We start from the raw sequence: 17,206 nt of genomic DNA on the forward strand, positions 1-17,206 counted from the left end.
GCGGAACCGGGGCACTGTCGCCCCCGATCGCCGGGCGGGCCGGAAGACCGGGCCCGCCCGGCGATCGAGGGCATCCGGCTCCGTCGGAGCCCGACACCCGGCACCGTAGGGTGTCCCCCAAGACTCTGACCAGCCATTCCGGAGGAGATCCGCACCGCCATGGCCGAGCACACCGAAGCCTCCGCATACCCCGTCGGCCTGCGCCTCGCCGGGCGTCGCGTCGTCGTCCTCGGCGCCGGACAGGTCGCCCAGCGTCGACTGCCCGCGCTGATCGCGGCGGGCGCCGACGTCCTGCTGATCTCCCCCTCCGCCACCCCGTCCGTCGAGGCGATGGCGGAGGCCGGGGAGCTGCGCTGGGAGCGCCGCCGCTACCGCGACGGCGACTTCGAGGGCGCCTGGTACGCCCTGATCTCCACCGACGACCCCGCCGCCAACGAAGCCGCTTCCGCCGAGGCCGAGGCCCGTCGGGTGTGGGCCGTGCGCAGCGACGACGCCGCGGCCGCCTCCGCCTGGACCCCCGCCACCGGCCGCAGCGAGGGCGTGACGGTCGCCGTGCTGACCGGAGCGGACCCGCGCCGCTCGGCGGCCGTGCGCGACGCCGTCGTCGAGGGCCTGCGTGACGGCTCGCTGGCCGCGCCGCACTACCGCAGCCGCGCCGCCCGGCCCGCCGTCGCCCTCGTCGGCGGCGGCCCCGGCGACCCCGACCTGATCACCGTGCGCGGCCGTCGGCTGCTCGCCGAGGCCGACGTGGTCATCGCCGACCGGCTCGGCCCCCGCGACCTGCTCGACGAACTCCCGCCGCACGTCGAGGTGATCGACGCGGCGAAGATCCCGTACGGCCGCTTCATGGCCCAGGAGGCCATCAACAACGCCCTCATCGAGCACGCCAAGGCCGGCAAGGCCGTCGTCCGCCTCAAGGGCGGCGACCCGTACGTCTTCGGCCGCGGCATGGAAGAGGTCCAGGCGCTCGCCGAGCACGGCATCGCCTGCACCGTCGTCCCCGGCATCTCCAGCTCGATCAGCGTCCCCGCCGCGGCCGGGATCCCCGTCACCCACCGCGGGGTGGCCCACGAGTTCACGGTCGTCAGCGGGCACGTCAGGCCCGACGACCCCCGGTCGCTGGTCGACTGGGAGGCGCTCGCCCGGCTGCGCGGCACCCTCGTCCTGCTGATGGCGGTGGAGAACATCGCCGCGATCGCCGAGACCCTCGTCGCGCACGGACGGTCCCCCGAGACCCCCGTCGCGGTGGTGCAGGAAGGCACGACCGCCGCCCAGCGCCGCGTCGACGCGACGCTCGCCACGGCGGGGGAGCGGGTCAGGGCCGAGGGGATACGACCGCCCGCCGTCATCGTCATCGGCGACGTGGTGGCGGCCGGCCGGCCCGCCGACCGGTAGACCGGCCCCGCTTCCCCCGTACGCCCGACCAGGACAAGGCAGTATCACCCCCGTGGCTGAACTCATCACCATCGACGACCCCGACGACCCGCGCCTGCACGACTACACCGGACTGACCGACGTCGAGCTGCGCCGCCGCCGCGAACCGGCCGAAGGGCTCTTCATCGCCGAGGGCGAGAAGGTGATCCGCCGGGCCCGCGACGCGGGGTACGCGATGCGCTCGATGCTGCTGTCCGCCAAGTGGGTCGACGTCATGCGTGACGTCATCGAGGAGTCGACCGCCCCCGTCTACGCCGTGACCCCGGCCCTCGCCGAGCAGGTGACGGGCTATCACGTCCACCGGGGAGCGCTGGCCTCCCTGGAGCGCAAGCAGCTGCCCCCGGCCGGCGAACTGCTGCGCGGCGCGCGCCGCGTCGCCGTCCTGGAGTCGCTCGTCGACCACACGAACATCGGCGCGATCTTCCGCAGCGCCGCGGCCCTGGGCATGGACGCCGTCCTGCTCTCCCCGGACTGCGCGGACCCCCTCTACCGGCGGTCCGTGAAGGTCTCCATGGGCGCCGTCTTCTCCGTGCCCTACGCGCGCCTGGACAGCTGGCCCCGCGATCTGGAGACCGTCCGCGAGGCGGGCTTCCGGCTCCTGGCCCTCACCCCGGACGAGAAGGCCACCCCCCTCGACACGGTCGCCCCGCACCGCCTGGACCGGGTCGCGCTGATGCTCGGCGCGGAGGGCGACGGCCTGTCCGCCCGCGCGCTGCGGGCCGCCGACGAGTGGGTCCGCATCCCGATGGCCCACGGTGTCGACTCGCTCAACGTCGGCGCCGCCGCGGCTGTGTCCTTCTACGCCGTGGCCACCGGCCGCCCGCAGGACTGACCTCGCGGGTCGTCGGGGTCTCACACCGGGTCCACCGGCATCGAGGCCGCCGAGGAACTGACCCCGCGGGCCCTCGGGGTCTCAACCGGTGGACGGTCCGGAAACCTCCGCCACCGCCGGGGGGCGGGGCACGACACCCTTGCTGTGCGCCGGGCCCTGGCAGCCCTGGGCCGCCGCGATCCCCAGCGCCACCAGCAACGTCACCACGACGAAGACGATCAGCCGCTGCCGGAGCAGTCGCGGATCGGCCGGCCGCCGGGCACCCGGCCCGGTACGGCTGCCGCCCGGCCGCGAACCGGGGCGAGGAGTCCGTGCCGCGCCGCCCGCCCGCCCCGTCCGTCGGGCACCGCCCGGTCGGGCCGTGCCCGATGGACGGGACGCCTGCGGGCGGTTCGACTCGGCCGGCCGGGACGGCGCCTGCGGCCGCGGCGGCGGGGTGCTGCCGGGACGCCGCAGGGTGCGCTGCTCCGCGTACTCCGCGGCGCGCTGCCCGGACGGCCGCTCCGGCTCGCGGCGCGGCGCCGGCGGACGTCCGTCCGACAGGCCCTGCGCCTCGCGCGCCGCGATCTCCTTGAGCCGCAGCGACAGCTGAAGGGTGCTCGGCCGGTCCTCGGGATCCTTGGCCAGACAGGCGTGCACCAGCGGCGCCAGCGCGTCCGGCACGCCCATGAGCTGCGGTTCCTCATGCACGACGCGGTAGAGCATGACCTCCGAACTGCCCTGGCCGAAGGGGGAGTCCGCGGTCGAGGCGTAGGCCAGGGTCGCGCCGAGGGCGAAGACGTCCGTCGCGGGCGTCACCGCGGCGCCCCGCACCTGCTCGGGCGCGAGGAAGCCGGGTGAGCCGACCGCCGTGCCGACGTGCGTCAGCGTGCTCGCCCCGGTCGCCCAGGCGATGCCGAAGTCGATGATCCGGGGGCCCTTGGGGGAGAGCAGGATGTTCGACGGCTTCAGATCGCGGTGCACCACCCCCGCGTCGTGCACCGCGAGGAGCCCCTCGGCCAACGCCGCTCCGATGGAAGCGGTCTGAGCCGCCGACAGCGGTCCCTCCTCGTTGACCTTGTCGTGCAGGGAGGGGCCCGGCACGTACTGCGTGGCGAACCACGGGCGGTCCGCATCGAGGTCCGCGGCGACCAGCCGCGCCGTGCAGCCGCCGCGGATCCGCCGCGCGGCCGACACCTCCCGCGCGAACCGCGAACGGAACTCCTGGTCCTCGGCCAGATCAGGCCGGATCACCTTCAGCGCCACCCGCTGCCCGCGCCGGTCGGAGCCGAGGTACACCACGCCCATGCCGCCCGCGCCCAGCCGGCGGTGAAGCCGGAACGAGCCGACGACACGCGGGTCCTCGCGCCGGAGCCGCATCATCGTCATCTTCATCCCCGCTGCCCGGTCCCGTCTGACGTGGCACAGCTTACGGATTGACGGGCGGGCGCGCTGATAGGCCGCGCATGCGTCGGCGACCGGATTGTCAGTGCCCGGTGGGATCCTGACGGAGTGGGCACAATGCGCCGACAGCGGGGCCCCGGCCCGGGTGCGCGACCCCAAGGGGCCGTCGCGGAACGGGGATTGGAGCCGTGCGGGGTGACCGGGCGGAGACGGCCGTGGGTGCGGGGGACACGACACGGACGTACGAAGTGGTGGCCGCCAGGGCCGGCCGGAGGGTGGGGGCGACAGTGCGCCGGGGCGTGGTGGAAGTGAGCGAAGTCACCCGGGGAGGCTCGATCGCGCGTACGGCGCACTTCGGGGCGGGCCGGGCGCCCACCCCGGTGGAGCAGCCCGTGCCGACGGTCGACGGGCCGCCCTGACCCCTGGGGGAAGACCCCAAGGCCCGGGTCCCGGTCTCCACCCTGGGGAGTACCCCCGGGCGGTCGGGGTCATCCTCGGGGAGGCCCGTCAATGGGTACGAGGGCATGACGCCGGGCTGCCGCCCGACGCCTAAATTGGAATCGAGCGGCGGGCGGCAGCACTCGTCCCCCGAGGTCAGGCGTCCGCCGCTCTCGAAAACGACAGGAGAGGGACGATGGCGGACATCGCAGGACGCGCGGCCGGGCGGTCGCGGGGGCACCGACTCGCGGGCGTCTTCGGCGACCGTCCGTCCGGCACTCGCCATCCCCTGGTCGCGGCGGCGATGGTGCTGCCGCTGGCGACCCTCCTCGCCGTGGTGTTCGGCGGCTGGGACGCCGTCGTCACCCAAGCGTCGTCCGTGGCCGGAATGCTGGGGCACTGAGAACGTGCCCCGGGCCCGGGAGAGCGGCCCGGGCCGGGGGCAGGCCGGCCGATAACCCCGTGGGGACGGGGGTGCGGCGGACGGCACGAATGGCCGGGTACCTGGGGAGGTACCCGGCCATCGCGCGTCCGCACCCGGCGGGACAAGCGGCAGCGCGACGTGAACGACATACGACAAAGGGCCGGGGCTTCAAAGCCCCGGCCCTCGGCCGATTCCTGTGCGCGATACTGGGATTGAACCAGTGACCTCTTCCGTGTCAGGGAAGCGCTCTCCCGCTGAGCTAATCGCGCGGGAGGGTCCGTGAAGACCCTGGTGGACGATACTGGGATTGAACCAGTGACCTCTTCCGTGTCAGGGAAGCGCTCTCCCGCTGAGCTAATCGTCCGGGAGACACTGCGTTTCCGCAGGTACAGCGTGCGCGATACTGGGATTGAACCAGTGACCTCTTCCGTGTCAGGGAAGCGCTCTCCCGCTGAGCTAATCGCGCGGGAAGGTCCATGAAGACCCTGGTGGACGATACTGGGATTGAACCAGTGACCTCTTCCGTGTCAGGGAAGCGCTCTCCCGCTGAGCTAATCGTCCTTGGAGGTGGAGACGGGATTTGAACCCGTGTAGACGGCTTTGCAGGCCGTTGCCTCGCCTCTCGGCCACTCCACCAGGAGTGTGGGGGCCGGGAAGACCCCCATACATCGAGCGGACGACGAGACTCGAACTCGCGACATCCACCTTGGCAAGGTGGTGCTCTACCAGCTGAGCTACGTCCGCAGTGTCCGCCCGGTCCGCTTGCGCGTCCCGGCGACGTGTTGAACTCTAGCGGATTCCCGCGCCAGCTCAAATTCCGTTTCCCCAGCTTGCTGCGCTTTTCTCTCCCCGTTCCGGCCACCGGCCGCCCCCGGGCGTTCGCACCGGCCGTCCCGGGCGGCCTCGCCATAGACTCGTTGACGTGCACGACCTCCCTCCCATGGCCCGCTTCGGCGGCCTCCTCGCCACCGACCTGCGCGACGTCACCAGCGATCCGACCGCCCTGGACTCCACGGGCTGGTGGGCGGTGGTCGCGGACTTCGAGGGACGCCTGACGTGCGCCCGCTTCGGCGACGTACGGCCCGACCCCGCCCCCGCGGTGGCCCCCGGCCGCTGGCGCGGCCCCGCCCCCGACGCCTGGACCAGCTCCCTGGACCGTGCCGCCTACACCGCGGGCGTACGGCGCATCCGCGAGCACATAGCGGCCGGCGAGGTCTACCAGGCCAACCTCTGCCGCGTCATGAGCGCACCGCTGCCCGATCCGGCGGCGGCCGACGTCGATGCCCTGACCGCGCTGCTCGCCCACGGCAACCCCGCCCCCTACGCGGGAACGGTCCGCCTGCCCGCCCACGGCGTGGAGGTCGCCACGGCATCGCCCGAGCTGTATCTGCGCCGCACCGGGCGCACCGTGACATCCGGACCGATCAAGGGAACCGGCCGCACCGCCGAGGACCTGCTGGAGAAGGACCACGCCGAGAACGTCATGATCGTGGACCTGGTCCGCAACGACCTCGGACGGGTCTGCGCCACCGGCTCGGTGACCGTCCCCGAGCTGTGCGCGATCGAAGCCCACCCCGGGCTCGTCCACCTCGTCTCCACCGTGCGCGGGGAACTGCCCGCGGACTGCGGCGGCGCGAGCGGCGGGGCCGGCTGGGCGGAGCTGCTCGCCGCCACCTTCCCGCCCGGGTCCGTCACCGGCGCCCCCAAGGCCAGCGCCCTGCGCATCATCGAGGCCCTGGAGACCGCGCCCCGCGGCCCGTACTGCGGCGGCATCGGCTGGGTCGACGCCGACCGGGGCACCGGCGAGCTGGCCGTCGGCATCCGCACCTTCTGGATCGACCGGCAGGCCACCGGCGGCCCGGCCCTGCGCTTCGGCACCGGCGCCGGCATCACCTGGGGCTCCGACCCCGAGCGCGAGTGGGCCGAGACGGAGCTCAAGGCGGCCCGGCTGCTCGCGATAGCGTCGGAAGCCCATCAGCCGCTCGGAGGGACACCACGGTGACGATCTGGCTCGACGGAGCGCTGCGCGACGCGGACAGCGCCCACGTCTCGGTATTCGACCACGGGCTGACGGTCGGCGACGGCGTCTTCGAGACGCTCAAGGCCGTCCACGGCCGGCCCTTCGCCCTCACCCGGCACCTCACCCGGCTCGCGACCTCCGCCCGCGGCCTCGGCCTGCCCGAGCCGGACCTGGAGGAGGTCCGCCGGGCCTGCGCGGAGGTCCTCGGCGCCAACCCCATGCCGCTCGGCCGGCTGCGCATCACCTACACCGGCGGCCTCTCCCCGCTCGGCTCGGACCGTGGCACCACCGCGCCCACACTCGTCGTCGCCGTCGGCGCGACCACCCGCCGGCCCGACACCACGGCCGCCGTCACCGTGCCCTGGACCCGCAACGAACGCGGCGCCCTCGCCGGCCTCAAGTCCACCTCGTACGCCGAGAACGTCGTCGCCCTCGCCCGGGCCCGCGAACGCGGCGCCTCCGAGGCGCTGTTCGCCAATACCGTCGGCGCGCTCTGCGAGGGCACCGGCTCCAACGTCTTCGTCGTCCTCGACGGACAGCTGCACACCCCGCCCGTCACCTCCGGCTGCCTCCCCGGCATCACCCGCGCCCTCGTCGTCGAGTGGACCGGGGCCAAGGAGACCGACCTTCCGCTCGACGTCCTGGACCGCGCCGAGGAGGTCTTCCTGACCTCCACCCTCCGCGACGTCCAGGCCGTGCGCCGGGTCGACGGCCGTGAACTGCCCGACGCACCGGGCCCGGTGACCACGAAGGCCATGCGGATCTTCGACGAGCATGCGAGCGCGGACCTCGATCCGTAAAGCGAGTGACGCGATGCCGCCGGACCGGTACAACACCATCGTGACCACCACCCTGCGGCCCACCGCACCCGAGCAGCGCACCGAGGACGGCGGCCGCTCCCGCCGTTACGAGATCTGCGTCAACAGCCGGCCCGTCGGCCGCGTCGAGCTGGCCACGGACCGTCGCTTCGGTCCCCGCGTCGGCAGGATCGTCCACCTCGACGTGGACGAACGCGACCGGCACCGCGGCCGCGCCACCGTCGCCGCCCTCGCCGCCGAGGAAGTGCTGCGCGGCTGGGGCTGCGGGCGCGTCGAGGTGTCCATAGACGCAGACGCCGAGGTGGCCCTGGGCCTCGCCGGCGCCCTCGGCTACGTCGAGCGCAACCGCGGCATGACCAAGACCCTGACGGAGTCTCCCCGGCTGCCCGAGGGCACCGAGGGGCGGTCGATGACGGAGGCCGAGTTCGCCGCCTGGCAGGAGCACGCCAAGGCCGCGTACGCCCAGGACTGGATCACCCGCGGCGTCCCCGCCGACCAGGCACACGCCAAGGCCGAGGCCGACCACGGCAGCGTGCTGCCCGAAGGCCTCGCCACCCCCGGCACGCTGATCAGCGTCCTCACCCACCACGGCACGACCGTCGGCACCCTCTGGATCGCCCTCCGACAGGGCGGCGCCGACGAGCCGGGCGCCTACGTCTACGACGTCGAGACCGCCGAGGAGCACCGCGGCCGAGGCCACGGACGGTCACTGATGCTGCTGGCCGAGGCGCAGGCCCTGGCGGCCGGCGCCCGCGTCCTCGGCCTCAACGTCTTCGCGAACAACACCCCGGCGCTGCGCCTGTACGAGTCGCTGGGCTACCGGCCGACCGCCTTCTACCTGTACAAGGCGCTGCTCTAGCCGGCCAGCAGCCCGTCCACGATCTCCTCGACGCGCTCCCGCAGCCCCTCCTGGCTCTGGCCGCCGTCGAGCCGCTGACCGTCGATGACGTACGTGGGGGTGCCCGTCACCCCGATGGCCTTGCCCTCGGCCTGGTCCGCGTCGACGATCAGCAGGTGCCGCCCGTCGATGAGCGCGGTGTCCACCTCCTCGGCGTCCAGGCCCAGCTCCCGCGCCACCGCCACGAGCAGCTTCTCGCCCCGCTCGCCCAGCTCCTCGGCCCGCGCCAGCACGGCCTCGACGTACGGCCACGCCTGCCCCTGCTCGGCCGCCTCCTCGGCGGCCTGGGCGGCGGCGTACGCGTGCTTGTGCTTCTCCAGCGGGAAGTGCCGCAGCCGGATCTCCAGCCGGTCCCCGTAGCGGGCCCGCAGCGCGTGCAGGTCGTCCAGGGCCGCGCGGCAGTCGGTGCACTGCAGCTCGCACCAGACATCCAGGACGGGGCGGACGGCAGGGGTGGTGCGGTCGGTGTCGGTCTCGCTCATGGGGCCAGTCTTCCAGCCCACGCCCTCCCCATCGGCCTCCGGCCCGGCCACGGGGGCCGATGGGGAGTCGGCCCTGAGGAGGAGAGAGCCCCTGACCGACCCCGAGATCCCCCCGATCCCTGGCCCGATCCTGGCCCGTGTCGCACCGGCCGGTGCAGGATGGACGGGAGGAGCCCCACGGCTGGAGGACCGGATGTTGATCTCGACCGTCTGCGCCGCGGTGTCCGCGGCCGGCCTGGGCATCGCCCTGCTGACCGCTTACCGCAGGCGTTTTCTCGCCGCGACCCGCATCGCGGCCTATGCCCTGATACCCGTCGGCCTGGTCATGACCGGCATCATCGACTGGGTCACGGACCTGGTCCTCAAGCCCGCTGTCTGGGCGGGCTTCGGCGTGCTCGCGCTCTCCGCCGCACTGTTCATGATCACGCGGGCGGTGGAGCGCCGCGGCGGTGCCACGGGGACCCGGAAGGAGCGCCGGGCGGCCGCCGCCGGGCGGCCCGAGGCCGTGGCCCCCGCTGCCGCGGCACCCTCCCCGGTCCCCGGCCGTACCGCACGGCCGCCCAAGGCCAAGGGCAAGCCGGGGGCGGGCGGGGACGACTTCGCCGACATCGAGGCCATCCTGAAGAAGCACGGAATCTGATGAACTGACCTGCCGCAGCGGCGCATTGGTCAGAGCACCCCCTCCGGCTGCGCCATGATCAGGCGGAGATGAACGATGAACCCGCCGAGCTGACCGAGGAGCCGCGCGGCTGTCTTTTCGCGCTCTCCCAACCGCCGCTGATGTTGTTTCTCGCCTTCATCGGCACCCTGATCTTCCTGACCGGCCTGCACGATCTGTACCGCTGGTGATCCGGCGTACCGCCCCCGCGGCCCCGGCACCCGCGCGGGCCTCAGTCCGCCGCCTCCCTGCGGCGCGCCCGGTACGCGGCGACATGGAGCCGGTTGCCGCAGGTCCGCCCGTCGCAGTAGCGACGCGACCGGTTACGGGAGAGGTCCACGAAGGCCCGCCCGCAGTCCGGCGCCTCGCAGCGCCGCAGCCGCTCCCGCTCGCCCGCCACGACGAGGAACGCGAGCGCCATCCCGCCGTCGGCCGCGAGGTGCTCGGCGACCGAGGCGCCGGGCGCGAAGTAGTGCACATGCCAGTCATAGCCGTCGTGATCCGTCAGCCGCGGCGTGGTCCCGGCCTCCGCCACCAGCGCGTTCAGCAGCCCCGCCGCACTCCGCGCGTCGGCGGCGGCGAACACCTGAGCGAATTGCTCGCGTACGTCCCGCACGGCCGCCAGATCCCGCTCGTCCAGCGCGCCCACATCGCTCAGATCCGCGCTCTCGACGAACCGGCGCAACGCCGCCAGATCCGTCAGGGTGTCGCTCGCCGGACCGTCGGGCCCCTCCGGAGCGGTGTTCAGCAGCTCGACGACGGCATTGAGCGCGCACCGGGTGTCGTGGTTGATCAGCACGGGCCTTCGCTCCCTGGCCGGCCGGGGACAGACGGCATCTGTTCGATGCGGGCCGACTCTAGCGGCTCCCCACGAGACGGCGCCGTCGCACGCGGTGGATCCGCGGCGACGGCGCCATGTCATGCCGTGATGCGAGGGTGCGCACTCCGCCTCCCCGAGTGGGCGGGTGCGCGTCGGGCCGGATTCCTCCCGGGCTCAGCTCTCGGCCAGGATGTGGGACAGCTCCGTATCCAGGTCGAAGTGCCGGTGCTCGGTGCCCGGCGGGACGGCGGCGTCGGTCCGCTTCAGGAACGACTCCAGGGCTCGCGCGGGGGCCTCCAGCAGGGCTTCCCCCTCGGGAGAGCTCAGCGCGATGCAGACGACGCCCTGACCGTGACTGCGGGACGGCCAGACACGGACGTCGCCGGTGCCGGTGGGACGGTGCAGCCCTTCGGCGAGCAGATCTCGCGCGAAGACCCATTCGACCGTCTCTTCGGCTCCGGTGTGGAAGGTGGCGTGCACGGCATACGGATCGGCCGTGTCGTAACGCAGCCCTGCGGGAACAGGCAGTGAGGACTCGCTCGACACGACGAGGCGCAGGTGCAGCTCGCAGCTGACCGTGGTGTTCATAAGCGCCAGGGCCTTTCGCTCAGTGTGCGCTCGGGGATTCGCACGTCGGCGAAATCGACATGCCACCTACGGTGCCGTTGTAAACCCCTCTGACCGTTTTGAGGCTCTTCGGATACCTCGGACGGCGGTGTTGTTCCGCCGCTTGTACCGCCATATCGGTGAGCACTTCCCGGTCGGGTACGTTGGACCCCATGAACGCGGAGAGTGACGAGCGGCCGACGACGGCCGCGGCGGGGGACAGCGCCGAAACGGAGCCGCCTCTCGGCTCCCGGGCCCCGCATTTCATCAAGCGGTCCCGGCCCCTGCACGTGAGCTGGCAGGTCGGCGTCTTCGTCGTCGGCCTCGCCGTCGTCGTCGCCGGCATCATCATGCTGCCCCTGCCCGGCCCCGGCTGGCTGGTGATCTTCGGTGGCATGGCGATCTGGGCCACCGAATTCGTCTGGGCCCAGCTCGTGCTGCGCTGGACCAAGCGCAAGGTCACCGAGGCCGCCCAGCGCGCCCTCGACCCCAAGGTGCGCCGCCGCAACATCATCCTCACCACGATCGGCCTCGTGATCATCGCGGCGCTCGTCGGCGTCTACGTGTGGAAATTCGGCATGGAGCTGCCGTGGAAGGTCCGCGACTGATCCCCGCCCGCCCCGGCACAGGGTGGCCGTCATGGTCCAGGGCACCGTCTGACATGCGGTAATGTTTGCGGTGCGCCCGGGCGATTAGCTCAGCGGGAGAGCGCTTCGTTCACACCGAAGAGGTCACTGGTTCGATCCCAGTATCGCCCACACAGGACCGAGGGTCCGCAAGGTCAACCCCTTGCGGACCCTCGGTTTTTTGGTGTCCGCTGACCCCATGCCCCGCAGCCGCCACACCTTCCGCTTCGCCAGCACCTGGACCCTCCCCGCCCCGCCGGAGGCCGTCCACGCCGCCCTGGAGGCCGTGGAGAGCTACCCCGCCTGGTGGCCCCAGGTCCGGGACGTGCACCTCCGCGACGAGACCAGCGGCACCGCCCGCTTCCGCTCCCTCCTGCCGTACGACCTCACCGTCACCGCCCGCGCCCGACGCCGCGACCCGGTCGCCCGGGTCCTGGAGGTCGCCCTGGCCGGCGACCTCGAAGGATGGGTCCGCTGGACCGTGCTGCCCCACGGCACCACGGGCAGTCGCGCCCGCTTCGAGCAGGTGGTGGAGGTCCGCAACCCCCTCATGCGGCGCTGGGCCCTGCCCGCCCGCCCGCTCTTCGTCGCCAACCACGCGTGGATGATGCGCGCCGGACGACGCGGGCTGTGCGCACGCCTGGAGCGCCGGGCGGACGAGATTTGATGGAGAGCCGCCACGGGCTGTATTGTTCACTGCGTTGCCGGGGGAAACGCCGGTAGCGCACTCGGGCGATTAGCTCAGTGGGAGAGCGCTTCGTTCACACCGAAGAGGTCACTGGTTCGAACCCAGTATCGCCCACCCGAGAAGGCCGGTACGTCAATTGACGGACCGGCCTTGTGCGTTGGGTGATGCGGGCATCGGCGGGACGCCCACCCCGGACCTCATGCCGCGGCGGGCACGTCCGGCCGCAGCGGCCAGGCCGGGTCGCACACCTCCTCCGAACCGTTGCGCGCGAACCACGCCTGAAGCCCACGGGCCTGCGCCGAGTGCCACACCGCCTGCCGCGTGTGCAGCTCCGCCGGGCTCAGCCGCTCCAGTCGCGCCGCGAACCGGCGCCCCACCGCCCGCACCACCTCCAGCGCTGCCGTGGCGTCCGCCACCGCGTCATGCGCGCCCGTCAGCTCCACCCCGTACTGCGCACACAGATCCGTCAGCGTGCGACGCCCCTTGCGGTACCGGTCCAGATGCTTGTCGAGCACCCAGGGATCCAGCACGCACAACGGCGTCGCCCCCAGATACTCCGACAGCGGCGTCGCCCGGTGTCGTCGCAACTCACGGTCAAGCAACGTCAGATCGAACGGCGCGTTCATCACCACCAGCGGCACCCCCCGCGCCGACTGGCGCGCGAGCGCCCGCGCCACCTCCTCCATCACGGGCGCCGGCCAGCGCCCGTTCCGCTGGAGGTGCTCATCCGTCAGGCCGTGTATCGCCGTCGCCCCCTCGGGCACCGGCACCCCCGGATCCACCAGCCAACTGGTGACGACCGGCGCGGACCCCGATTGCGTCTGCAGCACGAGGGCCGCCGACACTATCCGGTCATTCTCGACATCGACCCCCGTGGTCTCGGTGTCGAAAGCGGCGAGTGGTCCCTCGAACCAGCACGACATGTCCCCAACTCCTCGCGCTCGACCGGCAATTGGCGTGTTCTGCTCCTTGCCAGGTGATACCCGGCCACCCCCGGATGCGAACCGCCCCTGTTTGCGAGGGAGTTCATACGGTGACAACACAGATGTACGGAACCGTTGGACCGGTGCAGCCCGGAAGGTATTTCGGACATGACCCTCGCGCAGCCCGACCCGGCCCCGCCGGTGAGCGGCCTGCTGCCCGACCGGATCCCCCCGCCGCGTGGGACGCTCGCCACCACCGCCTGCATGGAGACCCTCCAGGTCGGCTATCTGCACGCCGTCGCGGCAGCCGCCGGCTGTTCACTGGCCCAGCCGTTCCCCGACTACGGCATCGACTGGCACGTCAGCCACAGCGCCCCCCGCCACACCGTCGACGACGAGGTCACCATCAAGGTGCAGCTCAAATGCACCTACCAGCTCGCCCCCCGCCCGCCCGGGCCGACCTTCTCCTTCACCCTCGACAACGACCACCTGGCCAAACTCGCCCGCACCCCCGTGTCCGTGCACAAGATCCTCGTCGTGATGATCGTGCCCCGGGCCCGGGACGACTGGCTGCGAGCCGGCCACGACCGCCTCGAACTACGCCACTGCTGCTACTGGACCAACCTGGCCGGCCACCCGGTGACGGGCCGGCGCAGAACCACAGTGCGGATCCCGACCACGCGCGTCTTCGACGACCGCGCGCTCTGCGAGATCATGACGCGGGTCGGGGCGGGAGGGAGACCCTGATGCACCGACCGGCCGACGCCCCCCGACGACACCCCGCCCGGGAGCAAGTCGACCCCGCCGTTCTCGCCGCCCTCCTCACCCGCCACGGCTGGCGCCGCCGTGGGGGACAAGCGGGCCGCTACGGCCGCTGGACCCCGCCCGACGGCACCGGCACCAGCCTCCTCGTCCCCGAGAGCCCCGCCTTCCCCGACAGTGCCGACCTGCTCGCCGAAGCCCTCACCGCCCTCGAACGCAGCCCCGTCCCCTCCGCCCGCGACGTCCTCGTCTCCCTGCGCACCCCCAGCGACGAGATCCGCTGGCACCGCGAGGTCACCGAACCCGCCGCCCCCGCCGCTGCCTGGACGGCACAGGAACGGCTCCGGGCCGGGGCCCGCGCCATGCTGCTCGCCGGAGCCCTCGCGGCCCACGGCCACGCCGGCCACCACGGCGCGCGCCGCCGCAGGCAGGCCGAGACCGCTCTGGACCCGCTGCTGGTGGGCCCCGCCCCCGGCGGCCGGGAACTGGCGGTCTTCCTGCCGGTCGGGACGCCGAACCCCGTCGGCCCGGGCACCATCGGCGGCCGCCGCATCGCCACCGCCCTGCTGCGGGCCCTGCAGGCCGCCCGGGACGCCACCGACTACCAGCGGGCGACCGGCAGGACCGAGGCGTTCGACGCGGCGCTGGAAGCGGGCGTGAGCCGCGAGCTGACCGAGGCGATCACCACGCTGGTCCGCGGCTCGCAGGGCATCCGCGTCACCCTCGACTGGGCCCCGGCCGTCCCCCCGCCCCGGGGGTTCGCTGCCCGGCCCGAACCGGTGGAGTTCTCCCCGGGCGACCTCCCCGCCCTCCGGGCCGCCGCAGCCCGGTACGTACGCGACGAACCCTCCGTACCCGTGCGGCTCACCGGCACCGTGGTGCGGCTGCGCCGCGAGGCACCGGGCGGGACTGGAGTGGTGTGCCTACGGGTGCTCGCCGGGGCGGACGTGGCGCAGGTGCGGATGGCGCTGGACGAGGACGACTACCGGATCGCCGGCCACGCCCACCTCGTGGGACTCCCGCTGCGTGTCAGCGGGATCCTGGAGAGCCGGGGCGGCTTCCGCCGACTGACGGAGGTGAGCGATGTCGTGCCGGTACGGGTGGACGAGGCGGAGCGGGACCGTTTGCTGAAGTCTCTCCAGGAGGTGCGGGGAGACTGACCGTCTGTATGGCGGTCCACGGCCCGTCCCTGCCGCCTGCGGCGGTGAGCGCCCTGCGGGCTCAGCCAAGAATCAGCCCGTCCGGCGATTGAGGACACCGCCGCGCAGCGGGCCACGCCCGCGGAGCGACCGGCACCCGGACCGGGTGAGCGTGCGCGCAGCGCAAACCGTTTCGCGACCAGGGTGCCCGGCTCGGTACGATTCACACGCGCAGCGTTCGCTGTCGCGCCCCGTGAGTCAGGAGAGACCGGTGTCAGACGTCCGTGTGATCATCCAACGCGATTCCGAGCGGGACGAGCGTGTGGTGACGACGGGCACTACGGCCGCCGACCTGTTCGCCGGAGAGCGCACCATCGTCGCCGCCCGCGTCGCGGGCGAGCTGAAGGACCTCGCGTACGCGGTCGCCGACGGCGACGAGGTCGAGCCCGTCGAGATCTCCTCCGAGGACGGCCTCAACATCCTGCGCCACTCGACGGCCCACGTCATGGCCCAGGCCGTGCAGGAGCTCTTCCCCGAGGCCAAGCTGGGCATCGGCCCGCCGGTCAAGGACGGCTTCTACTACGACTTCGACGTCGAGAAGCCCTTCCACCCCGATGACCTCAAGGCCATCGAGAAGAAAATGCAGGAGATCCAGAAGCGGGGCCAGAAGTTCTCCCGCCGTGTGGTGACCGACGAGGCCGCCCGCGAGGAGCTCGCCGCCGAGCCCTACAAGCTGGAGCTGATCGGCCTCAAGGGCTCCGCCTCGCACGAGGACGGCGCGGACGTCGAGGTGGGCGCCGGCGAGCTCACCATCTACGACAACCTGGACCCGAAGACCGGCGAGACCTGCTGGAGCGACCTCTGCCGCGGCCCGCACCTGCCGACCACCCGGTTCATCCCTGCCTTCAAGCTCATGCGCAACGCGGCGGCGTACTGGCGCGGCAGCGAGAAGAATCCGATGCTGCAGCGCATCTACGGCACCGCGTGGCCGACGAAGGACGAGCTGAAGGCGCACCTGGAGTTCCTCGCCGAGGCCGAGAAGCGCGACCACCGTCGCTTGGGTTCTGAGCTGGACCTCTTCTCCATCCCCGAGGAGATCGGTTCGGGTCTGGCGGTCTTCCACCCCAAGGGCGGCATCATCCGCCGGGTGATGGAGGACTACTCGCGCCGACGTCACGAGGAGAGCGGCTACGAGTTCGTCTACACGCCGCACGCGACCAAGGGCAAGCTCTTCGAGAAGTCCGGCCACCTGGACTGGTACGCCGACGGAATGTACCCGCCCATGCAGCTCGACGAGGGCACGGACTACTACCTCAAGCCCATGAACTGCCCGATGCACAACCTGATCTTCGACGCGCGCGGGCGTTCGTACCGTGAGCTGCCGTTGAGGCTGTTTGAATTCGGGACCGTGTACCGGTACGAGAAGTCGGGTGTGGTCCACGGCCTGACCCGTGCCCGTGGCTTCACGCAGGACGACGCGCACATCTACTGCACCCGCGAGCAGATGGCGGACGAGCTCGACACCACGCTGACCTTCGTCCTGGACCTGCTCCGCGACTACGGTCTGACCGACTTCTACCTGGAGCTGTCCACCAAGGACCCGGCGAAGTTCGTCGGCAGCGACGAGAACTGGACCGAGGCCACCGAGACCCTGCGCAAGGTCGCGGAGAAGCAGGGTCTGGAGCTCGTCATGGACCCGGGCGGCGCCGCCTTCTACGGCCCGAAGATCTCGGTACAGGCGCGGGACGCCATCGGCCGTACGTGGCAGATGAGCACGATCCAGCTGGACTTCAACCTGCCCGAGCGTTTCGACCTCGAGTACACCGGTGCCGACGGCACCAAGCAGCGCCCGGTCATGATCCACCGTGCACTGTTCGGCAGCATCGAAAGGTTCTTCGCCGTTCTGCTGGAGCACTACGCGGGTGCGTTCCCGGCGTGGCTGGCCCCGGTGCAGGCTGTCGGTATCCCGATCGGTGACGGGCACGTCGAGTACCTGCAGGACTTCGCCGCCGAGGCGAAGAAGAAGGGTCTGCGGGTCGAGGTCGACGCTTCGTCGGACCGGATGCAGAAGAAGATCAGGAACGCCCAGAAGAGCAAGGTGCCGTTCATGATCATCGTCGGCGACGAGGACATGGCCGCGGGCACGGTGTCCTTCCGCTACCGCGACGGTTCGCAGGAGAACGGCGTCGCCCGTGACGAGGCGATCGCGAAGCTCGTCGATGTCGTGGAGCGCCGCGTCCAGGTGTGACGCGTTC

At 72.3% G+C, this 17,206-nt stretch carries 19 protein-coding genes and 8 tRNA genes; 16 read left to right on the forward strand and 11 right to left on the reverse strand.

All coding sequences use genetic code 11. The features are described 5' to 3' along the window. Window positions 1–159 precede the first annotated feature (159 nt). Window positions 160–1,395 carry a uroporphyrinogen-III C-methyltransferase gene (gene cobA / locus ACZ53N_RS24205; protein WP_469142897.1) on the forward strand — a complete coding sequence of 412 codons (1,236 nt, stop codon included), beginning with the start codon at window positions 160–162 and terminating at the stop codon, window positions 1,393–1,395. A gap of 52 nt (window positions 1,396–1,447) precedes the next feature. After that, window positions 1,448–2,266 carry a TrmH family RNA methyltransferase gene (locus tag ACZ53N_RS24210; RefSeq protein WP_469142898.1) on the forward strand — a complete coding sequence of 273 codons (819 nt, stop codon included), beginning with the start codon at window positions 1,448–1,450 and terminating at the stop codon, window positions 2,264–2,266. A gap of 81 nt (window positions 2,267–2,347) precedes the next feature. Here ACZ53N_RS24210 and ACZ53N_RS24215 read toward each other — a convergent pair whose 3' ends face one another. Continuing rightward, a complete protein-coding gene (locus tag ACZ53N_RS24215; protein ID WP_469142958.1) occupies window positions 2,348–3,634 on the reverse strand; it encodes a serine/threonine-protein kinase in 1,287 nt (428 codons plus the stop codon). Between the two features lie 203 nt (window positions 3,635–3,837). Between ACZ53N_RS24215 and ACZ53N_RS24220 the strand changes: the two genes are divergently transcribed. Further along, on the forward strand, window positions 3,838–4,068 hold the full coding sequence (locus ACZ53N_RS24220; RefSeq protein ID WP_469142899.1) for a hypothetical protein: 231 nt from the start codon (window positions 3,838–3,840) through the stop codon (window positions 4,066–4,068). Between the two features lie 215 nt (window positions 4,069–4,283). Next, complete coding sequence (locus ACZ53N_RS24225; RefSeq protein ID WP_469142900.1) at window positions 4,284–4,490, forward strand: hypothetical protein; 207 nt, start codon at window positions 4,284–4,286, stop codon at window positions 4,488–4,490. Window positions 4,491–4,708: 218 nt separating this feature from the next. Here the strand turns inward: ACZ53N_RS24225 and ACZ53N_RS24230 are convergent. The 6 genes from ACZ53N_RS24230 to ACZ53N_RS24255 all read right to left on the reverse strand — a co-directional run bounded on the left by ACZ53N_RS24230 (window position 4,709) and on the right by ACZ53N_RS24255 (window position 5,255). Further along, window positions 4,709–4,780 (reverse strand) — tRNA-Val (locus tag ACZ53N_RS24230). A gap of 20 nt (window positions 4,781–4,800) precedes the next feature. Continuing rightward, window positions 4,801–4,875 (reverse strand) — tRNA-Val (locus ACZ53N_RS24235). A 30-nt stretch (window positions 4,876–4,905) separates the two neighbouring features. Beyond that, window positions 4,906–4,977: transfer RNA gene (locus tag ACZ53N_RS24240), tRNA-Val, on the reverse strand. Between the two features lie 20 nt (window positions 4,978–4,997). Beyond that, window positions 4,998–5,072, reverse strand: a tRNA-Val gene (locus tag ACZ53N_RS24245). Between the two features lies 1 nt (window position 5,073). After that, window positions 5,074–5,147 (reverse strand) — tRNA-Cys (locus ACZ53N_RS24250). 35 nt (window positions 5,148–5,182) lie between these two features. After that, window positions 5,183–5,255: transfer RNA gene (locus ACZ53N_RS24255), tRNA-Gly, on the reverse strand. A gap of 178 nt (window positions 5,256–5,433) precedes the next feature. Between ACZ53N_RS24255 and ACZ53N_RS24260 the strand changes: the two genes are divergently transcribed. Genes ACZ53N_RS24260 through ACZ53N_RS24270 form a run of 3 tightly spaced genes read left to right on the forward strand, consistent with a single transcriptional unit; the run spans window position 5,434 to window position 8,208 of the window. After that, complete coding sequence (locus tag ACZ53N_RS24260) at window positions 5,434–6,513, forward strand: chorismate-binding protein (protein ID WP_469142901.1); 1,080 nt, start codon at window positions 5,434–5,436, stop codon at window positions 6,511–6,513. Continuing rightward, on the forward strand, window positions 6,510–7,331 hold the full coding sequence (locus ACZ53N_RS24265) for an aminotransferase class IV (protein WP_469142902.1): 822 nt from the start codon (window positions 6,510–6,512) through the stop codon (window positions 7,329–7,331). The genes ACZ53N_RS24260 and ACZ53N_RS24265 overlap by 4 nt, the downstream gene beginning before the upstream one ends. A 40-nt stretch (window positions 7,332–7,371) precedes the next feature. After that, window positions 7,372–8,208, forward strand: coding sequence for a GNAT family N-acetyltransferase (locus ACZ53N_RS24270; protein ID WP_469142903.1), 837 nt, complete (start codon window positions 7,372–7,374; stop codon window positions 8,206–8,208). On the opposite strand, the gene ACZ53N_RS24275 is transcribed toward ACZ53N_RS24270, so the two are convergent. After that, the gene (locus tag ACZ53N_RS24275) at window positions 8,205–8,729 is read right to left on the reverse strand and encodes a DsbA family protein (RefSeq protein ID WP_469142904.1); all 525 of its coding nucleotides are present in this window, start codon (window positions 8,727–8,729) and stop codon (window positions 8,205–8,207) included. The two genes, ACZ53N_RS24270 and ACZ53N_RS24275, sit on opposite strands and share 4 nt — an antisense overlap. Window positions 8,730–8,922: 193 nt before the next feature. Between ACZ53N_RS24275 and ACZ53N_RS24280 the strand changes: the two genes are divergently transcribed. Both ACZ53N_RS24280 and ACZ53N_RS24285 read left to right on the forward strand, forming a co-directional pair. Then, entirely contained in the window at window positions 8,923–9,369 is a 447-nt protein-coding gene (locus tag ACZ53N_RS24280; RefSeq protein WP_469142905.1) for a hypothetical protein, read from the forward strand. 68 nt (window positions 9,370–9,437) lie between these two features. Continuing rightward, on the forward strand, window positions 9,438–9,578 hold the full coding sequence (locus tag ACZ53N_RS24285) for a hypothetical protein (RefSeq protein WP_362214088.1): 141 nt from the start codon (window positions 9,438–9,440) through the stop codon (window positions 9,576–9,578). A gap of 41 nt (window positions 9,579–9,619) precedes the next feature. On the opposite strand, the gene ACZ53N_RS24290 is transcribed toward ACZ53N_RS24285, so the two are convergent. After that, on the reverse strand, window positions 9,620–10,186 hold the full coding sequence (locus ACZ53N_RS24290; RefSeq protein WP_469142906.1) for a CGNR zinc finger domain-containing protein: 567 nt from the start codon (window positions 10,184–10,186) through the stop codon (window positions 9,620–9,622). Window positions 10,187–10,381: 195 nt separating this feature from the next. Continuing rightward, window positions 10,382–10,795 (reverse strand): SsgA family sporulation/cell division regulator, encoded by a 414-nt coding sequence (locus tag ACZ53N_RS24295; RefSeq protein WP_003959770.1) that lies wholly within the window; start codon window positions 10,793–10,795, stop codon window positions 10,382–10,384. 191 nt (window positions 10,796–10,986) lie between these two features. On the opposite strand from ACZ53N_RS24295, the gene ACZ53N_RS24300 reads away from it, so the two are divergent. From ACZ53N_RS24300 to ACZ53N_RS24315, 4 genes are all read left to right on the forward strand, one after another. Further along, entirely contained in the window at window positions 10,987–11,421 is a 435-nt protein-coding gene (locus ACZ53N_RS24300) for a TIGR02611 family protein (RefSeq protein WP_469142907.1), read from the forward strand. Between the two features lie 78 nt (window positions 11,422–11,499). Next, window positions 11,500–11,571, forward strand: a tRNA-Val gene (locus ACZ53N_RS24305). Window positions 11,572–11,638: 67 nt separating this feature from the next. Then, a complete protein-coding gene (locus ACZ53N_RS24310) occupies window positions 11,639–12,106 on the forward strand; it encodes an SRPBCC family protein (protein WP_469142908.1) in 468 nt (155 codons plus the stop codon). A gap of 63 nt (window positions 12,107–12,169) precedes the next feature. Continuing rightward, a tRNA-Val gene (locus ACZ53N_RS24315) sits at window positions 12,170–12,241 on the forward strand. 83 nt (window positions 12,242–12,324) lie between these two features. On the opposite strand, the gene ACZ53N_RS24320 is transcribed toward ACZ53N_RS24315, so the two are convergent. Beyond that, window positions 12,325–13,050, reverse strand: a complete 726-nt coding sequence (locus ACZ53N_RS24320) for an exonuclease domain-containing protein (RefSeq protein WP_469142909.1) — start codon at window positions 13,048–13,050, stop codon at window positions 12,325–12,327. A gap of 168 nt (window positions 13,051–13,218) precedes the next feature. On the opposite strand from ACZ53N_RS24320, the gene ACZ53N_RS24325 reads away from it, so the two are divergent. The 3 genes from ACZ53N_RS24325 to thrS all read left to right on the forward strand — a co-directional run bounded on the left by ACZ53N_RS24325 (window position 13,219) and on the right by thrS (window position 17,199). Further along, entirely contained in the window at window positions 13,219–13,797 is a 579-nt protein-coding gene (locus ACZ53N_RS24325; RefSeq protein WP_469142910.1) for a DUF4365 domain-containing protein, read from the forward strand. Beyond that, the gene (locus tag ACZ53N_RS24330; RefSeq protein WP_469142911.1) at window positions 13,797–14,972 is read left to right on the forward strand and encodes a hypothetical protein; all 1,176 of its coding nucleotides are present in this window, start codon (window positions 13,797–13,799) and stop codon (window positions 14,970–14,972) included. Before ACZ53N_RS24325 ends, ACZ53N_RS24330 begins: the two co-directional genes overlap by 1 nt. 250 nt (window positions 14,973–15,222) lie before the next feature. Continuing rightward, window positions 15,223–17,199 carry a threonine--tRNA ligase gene (gene thrS, locus ACZ53N_RS24335; protein ID WP_469142912.1) on the forward strand — a complete coding sequence of 659 codons (1,977 nt, stop codon included), beginning with the start codon at window positions 15,223–15,225 and terminating at the stop codon, window positions 17,197–17,199. The last annotated feature ends 7 nt before the right edge of the window (window positions 17,200–17,206 follow it).

The sequence above is a fragment of the Streptomyces sp. NPDC033229 genome, assembly GCF_055576875.1.

Coding starts and splice junctions, on each gene's coding strand:
- cobA (WP_469142897.1), top strand. CDS start 160: ATGGCCGAGCACACCGAAGCCTCCGCATACCCCGTCGGCCTGCGCCTC.
- ACZ53N_RS24215 (WP_469142958.1), bottom strand. CDS start 3,634: ATGACGATGATGCGGCTCCGGCGCGAGGACCCGCGTGTCGTCGGCTCG.
- ACZ53N_RS24225 (WP_469142900.1), top strand. CDS start 4,284: ATGGCGGACATCGCAGGACGCGCGGCCGGGCGGTCGCGGGGGCACCGA.
- ACZ53N_RS24275 (WP_469142904.1), bottom strand. CDS start 8,729: ATGAGCGAGACCGACACCGACCGCACCACCCCTGCCGTCCGCCCCGTC.
- ACZ53N_RS24280 (WP_469142905.1), top strand. CDS start 8,923: ATGTTGATCTCGACCGTCTGCGCCGCGGTGTCCGCGGCCGGCCTGGGC.
- ACZ53N_RS24285 (WP_362214088.1), top strand. CDS start 9,438: ATGAACGATGAACCCGCCGAGCTGACCGAGGAGCCGCGCGGCTGTCTT.
- ACZ53N_RS24295 (WP_003959770.1), bottom strand. CDS start 10,795: ATGAACACCACGGTCAGCTGCGAGCTGCACCTGCGCCTCGTCGTGTCG.
- ACZ53N_RS24300 (WP_469142907.1), top strand. CDS start 10,987: ATGAACGCGGAGAGTGACGAGCGGCCGACGACGGCCGCGGCGGGGGAC.
- ACZ53N_RS24310 (WP_469142908.1), top strand. CDS start 11,639: ATGCCCCGCAGCCGCCACACCTTCCGCTTCGCCAGCACCTGGACCCTC.
- ACZ53N_RS24320 (WP_469142909.1), bottom strand. CDS start 13,050: ATGTCGTGCTGGTTCGAGGGACCACTCGCCGCTTTCGACACCGAGACC.
- ACZ53N_RS24325 (WP_469142910.1), top strand. CDS start 13,219: ATGACCCTCGCGCAGCCCGACCCGGCCCCGCCGGTGAGCGGCCTGCTG.
- ACZ53N_RS24330 (WP_469142911.1), top strand. CDS start 13,797: ATGCACCGACCGGCCGACGCCCCCCGACGACACCCCGCCCGGGAGCAA.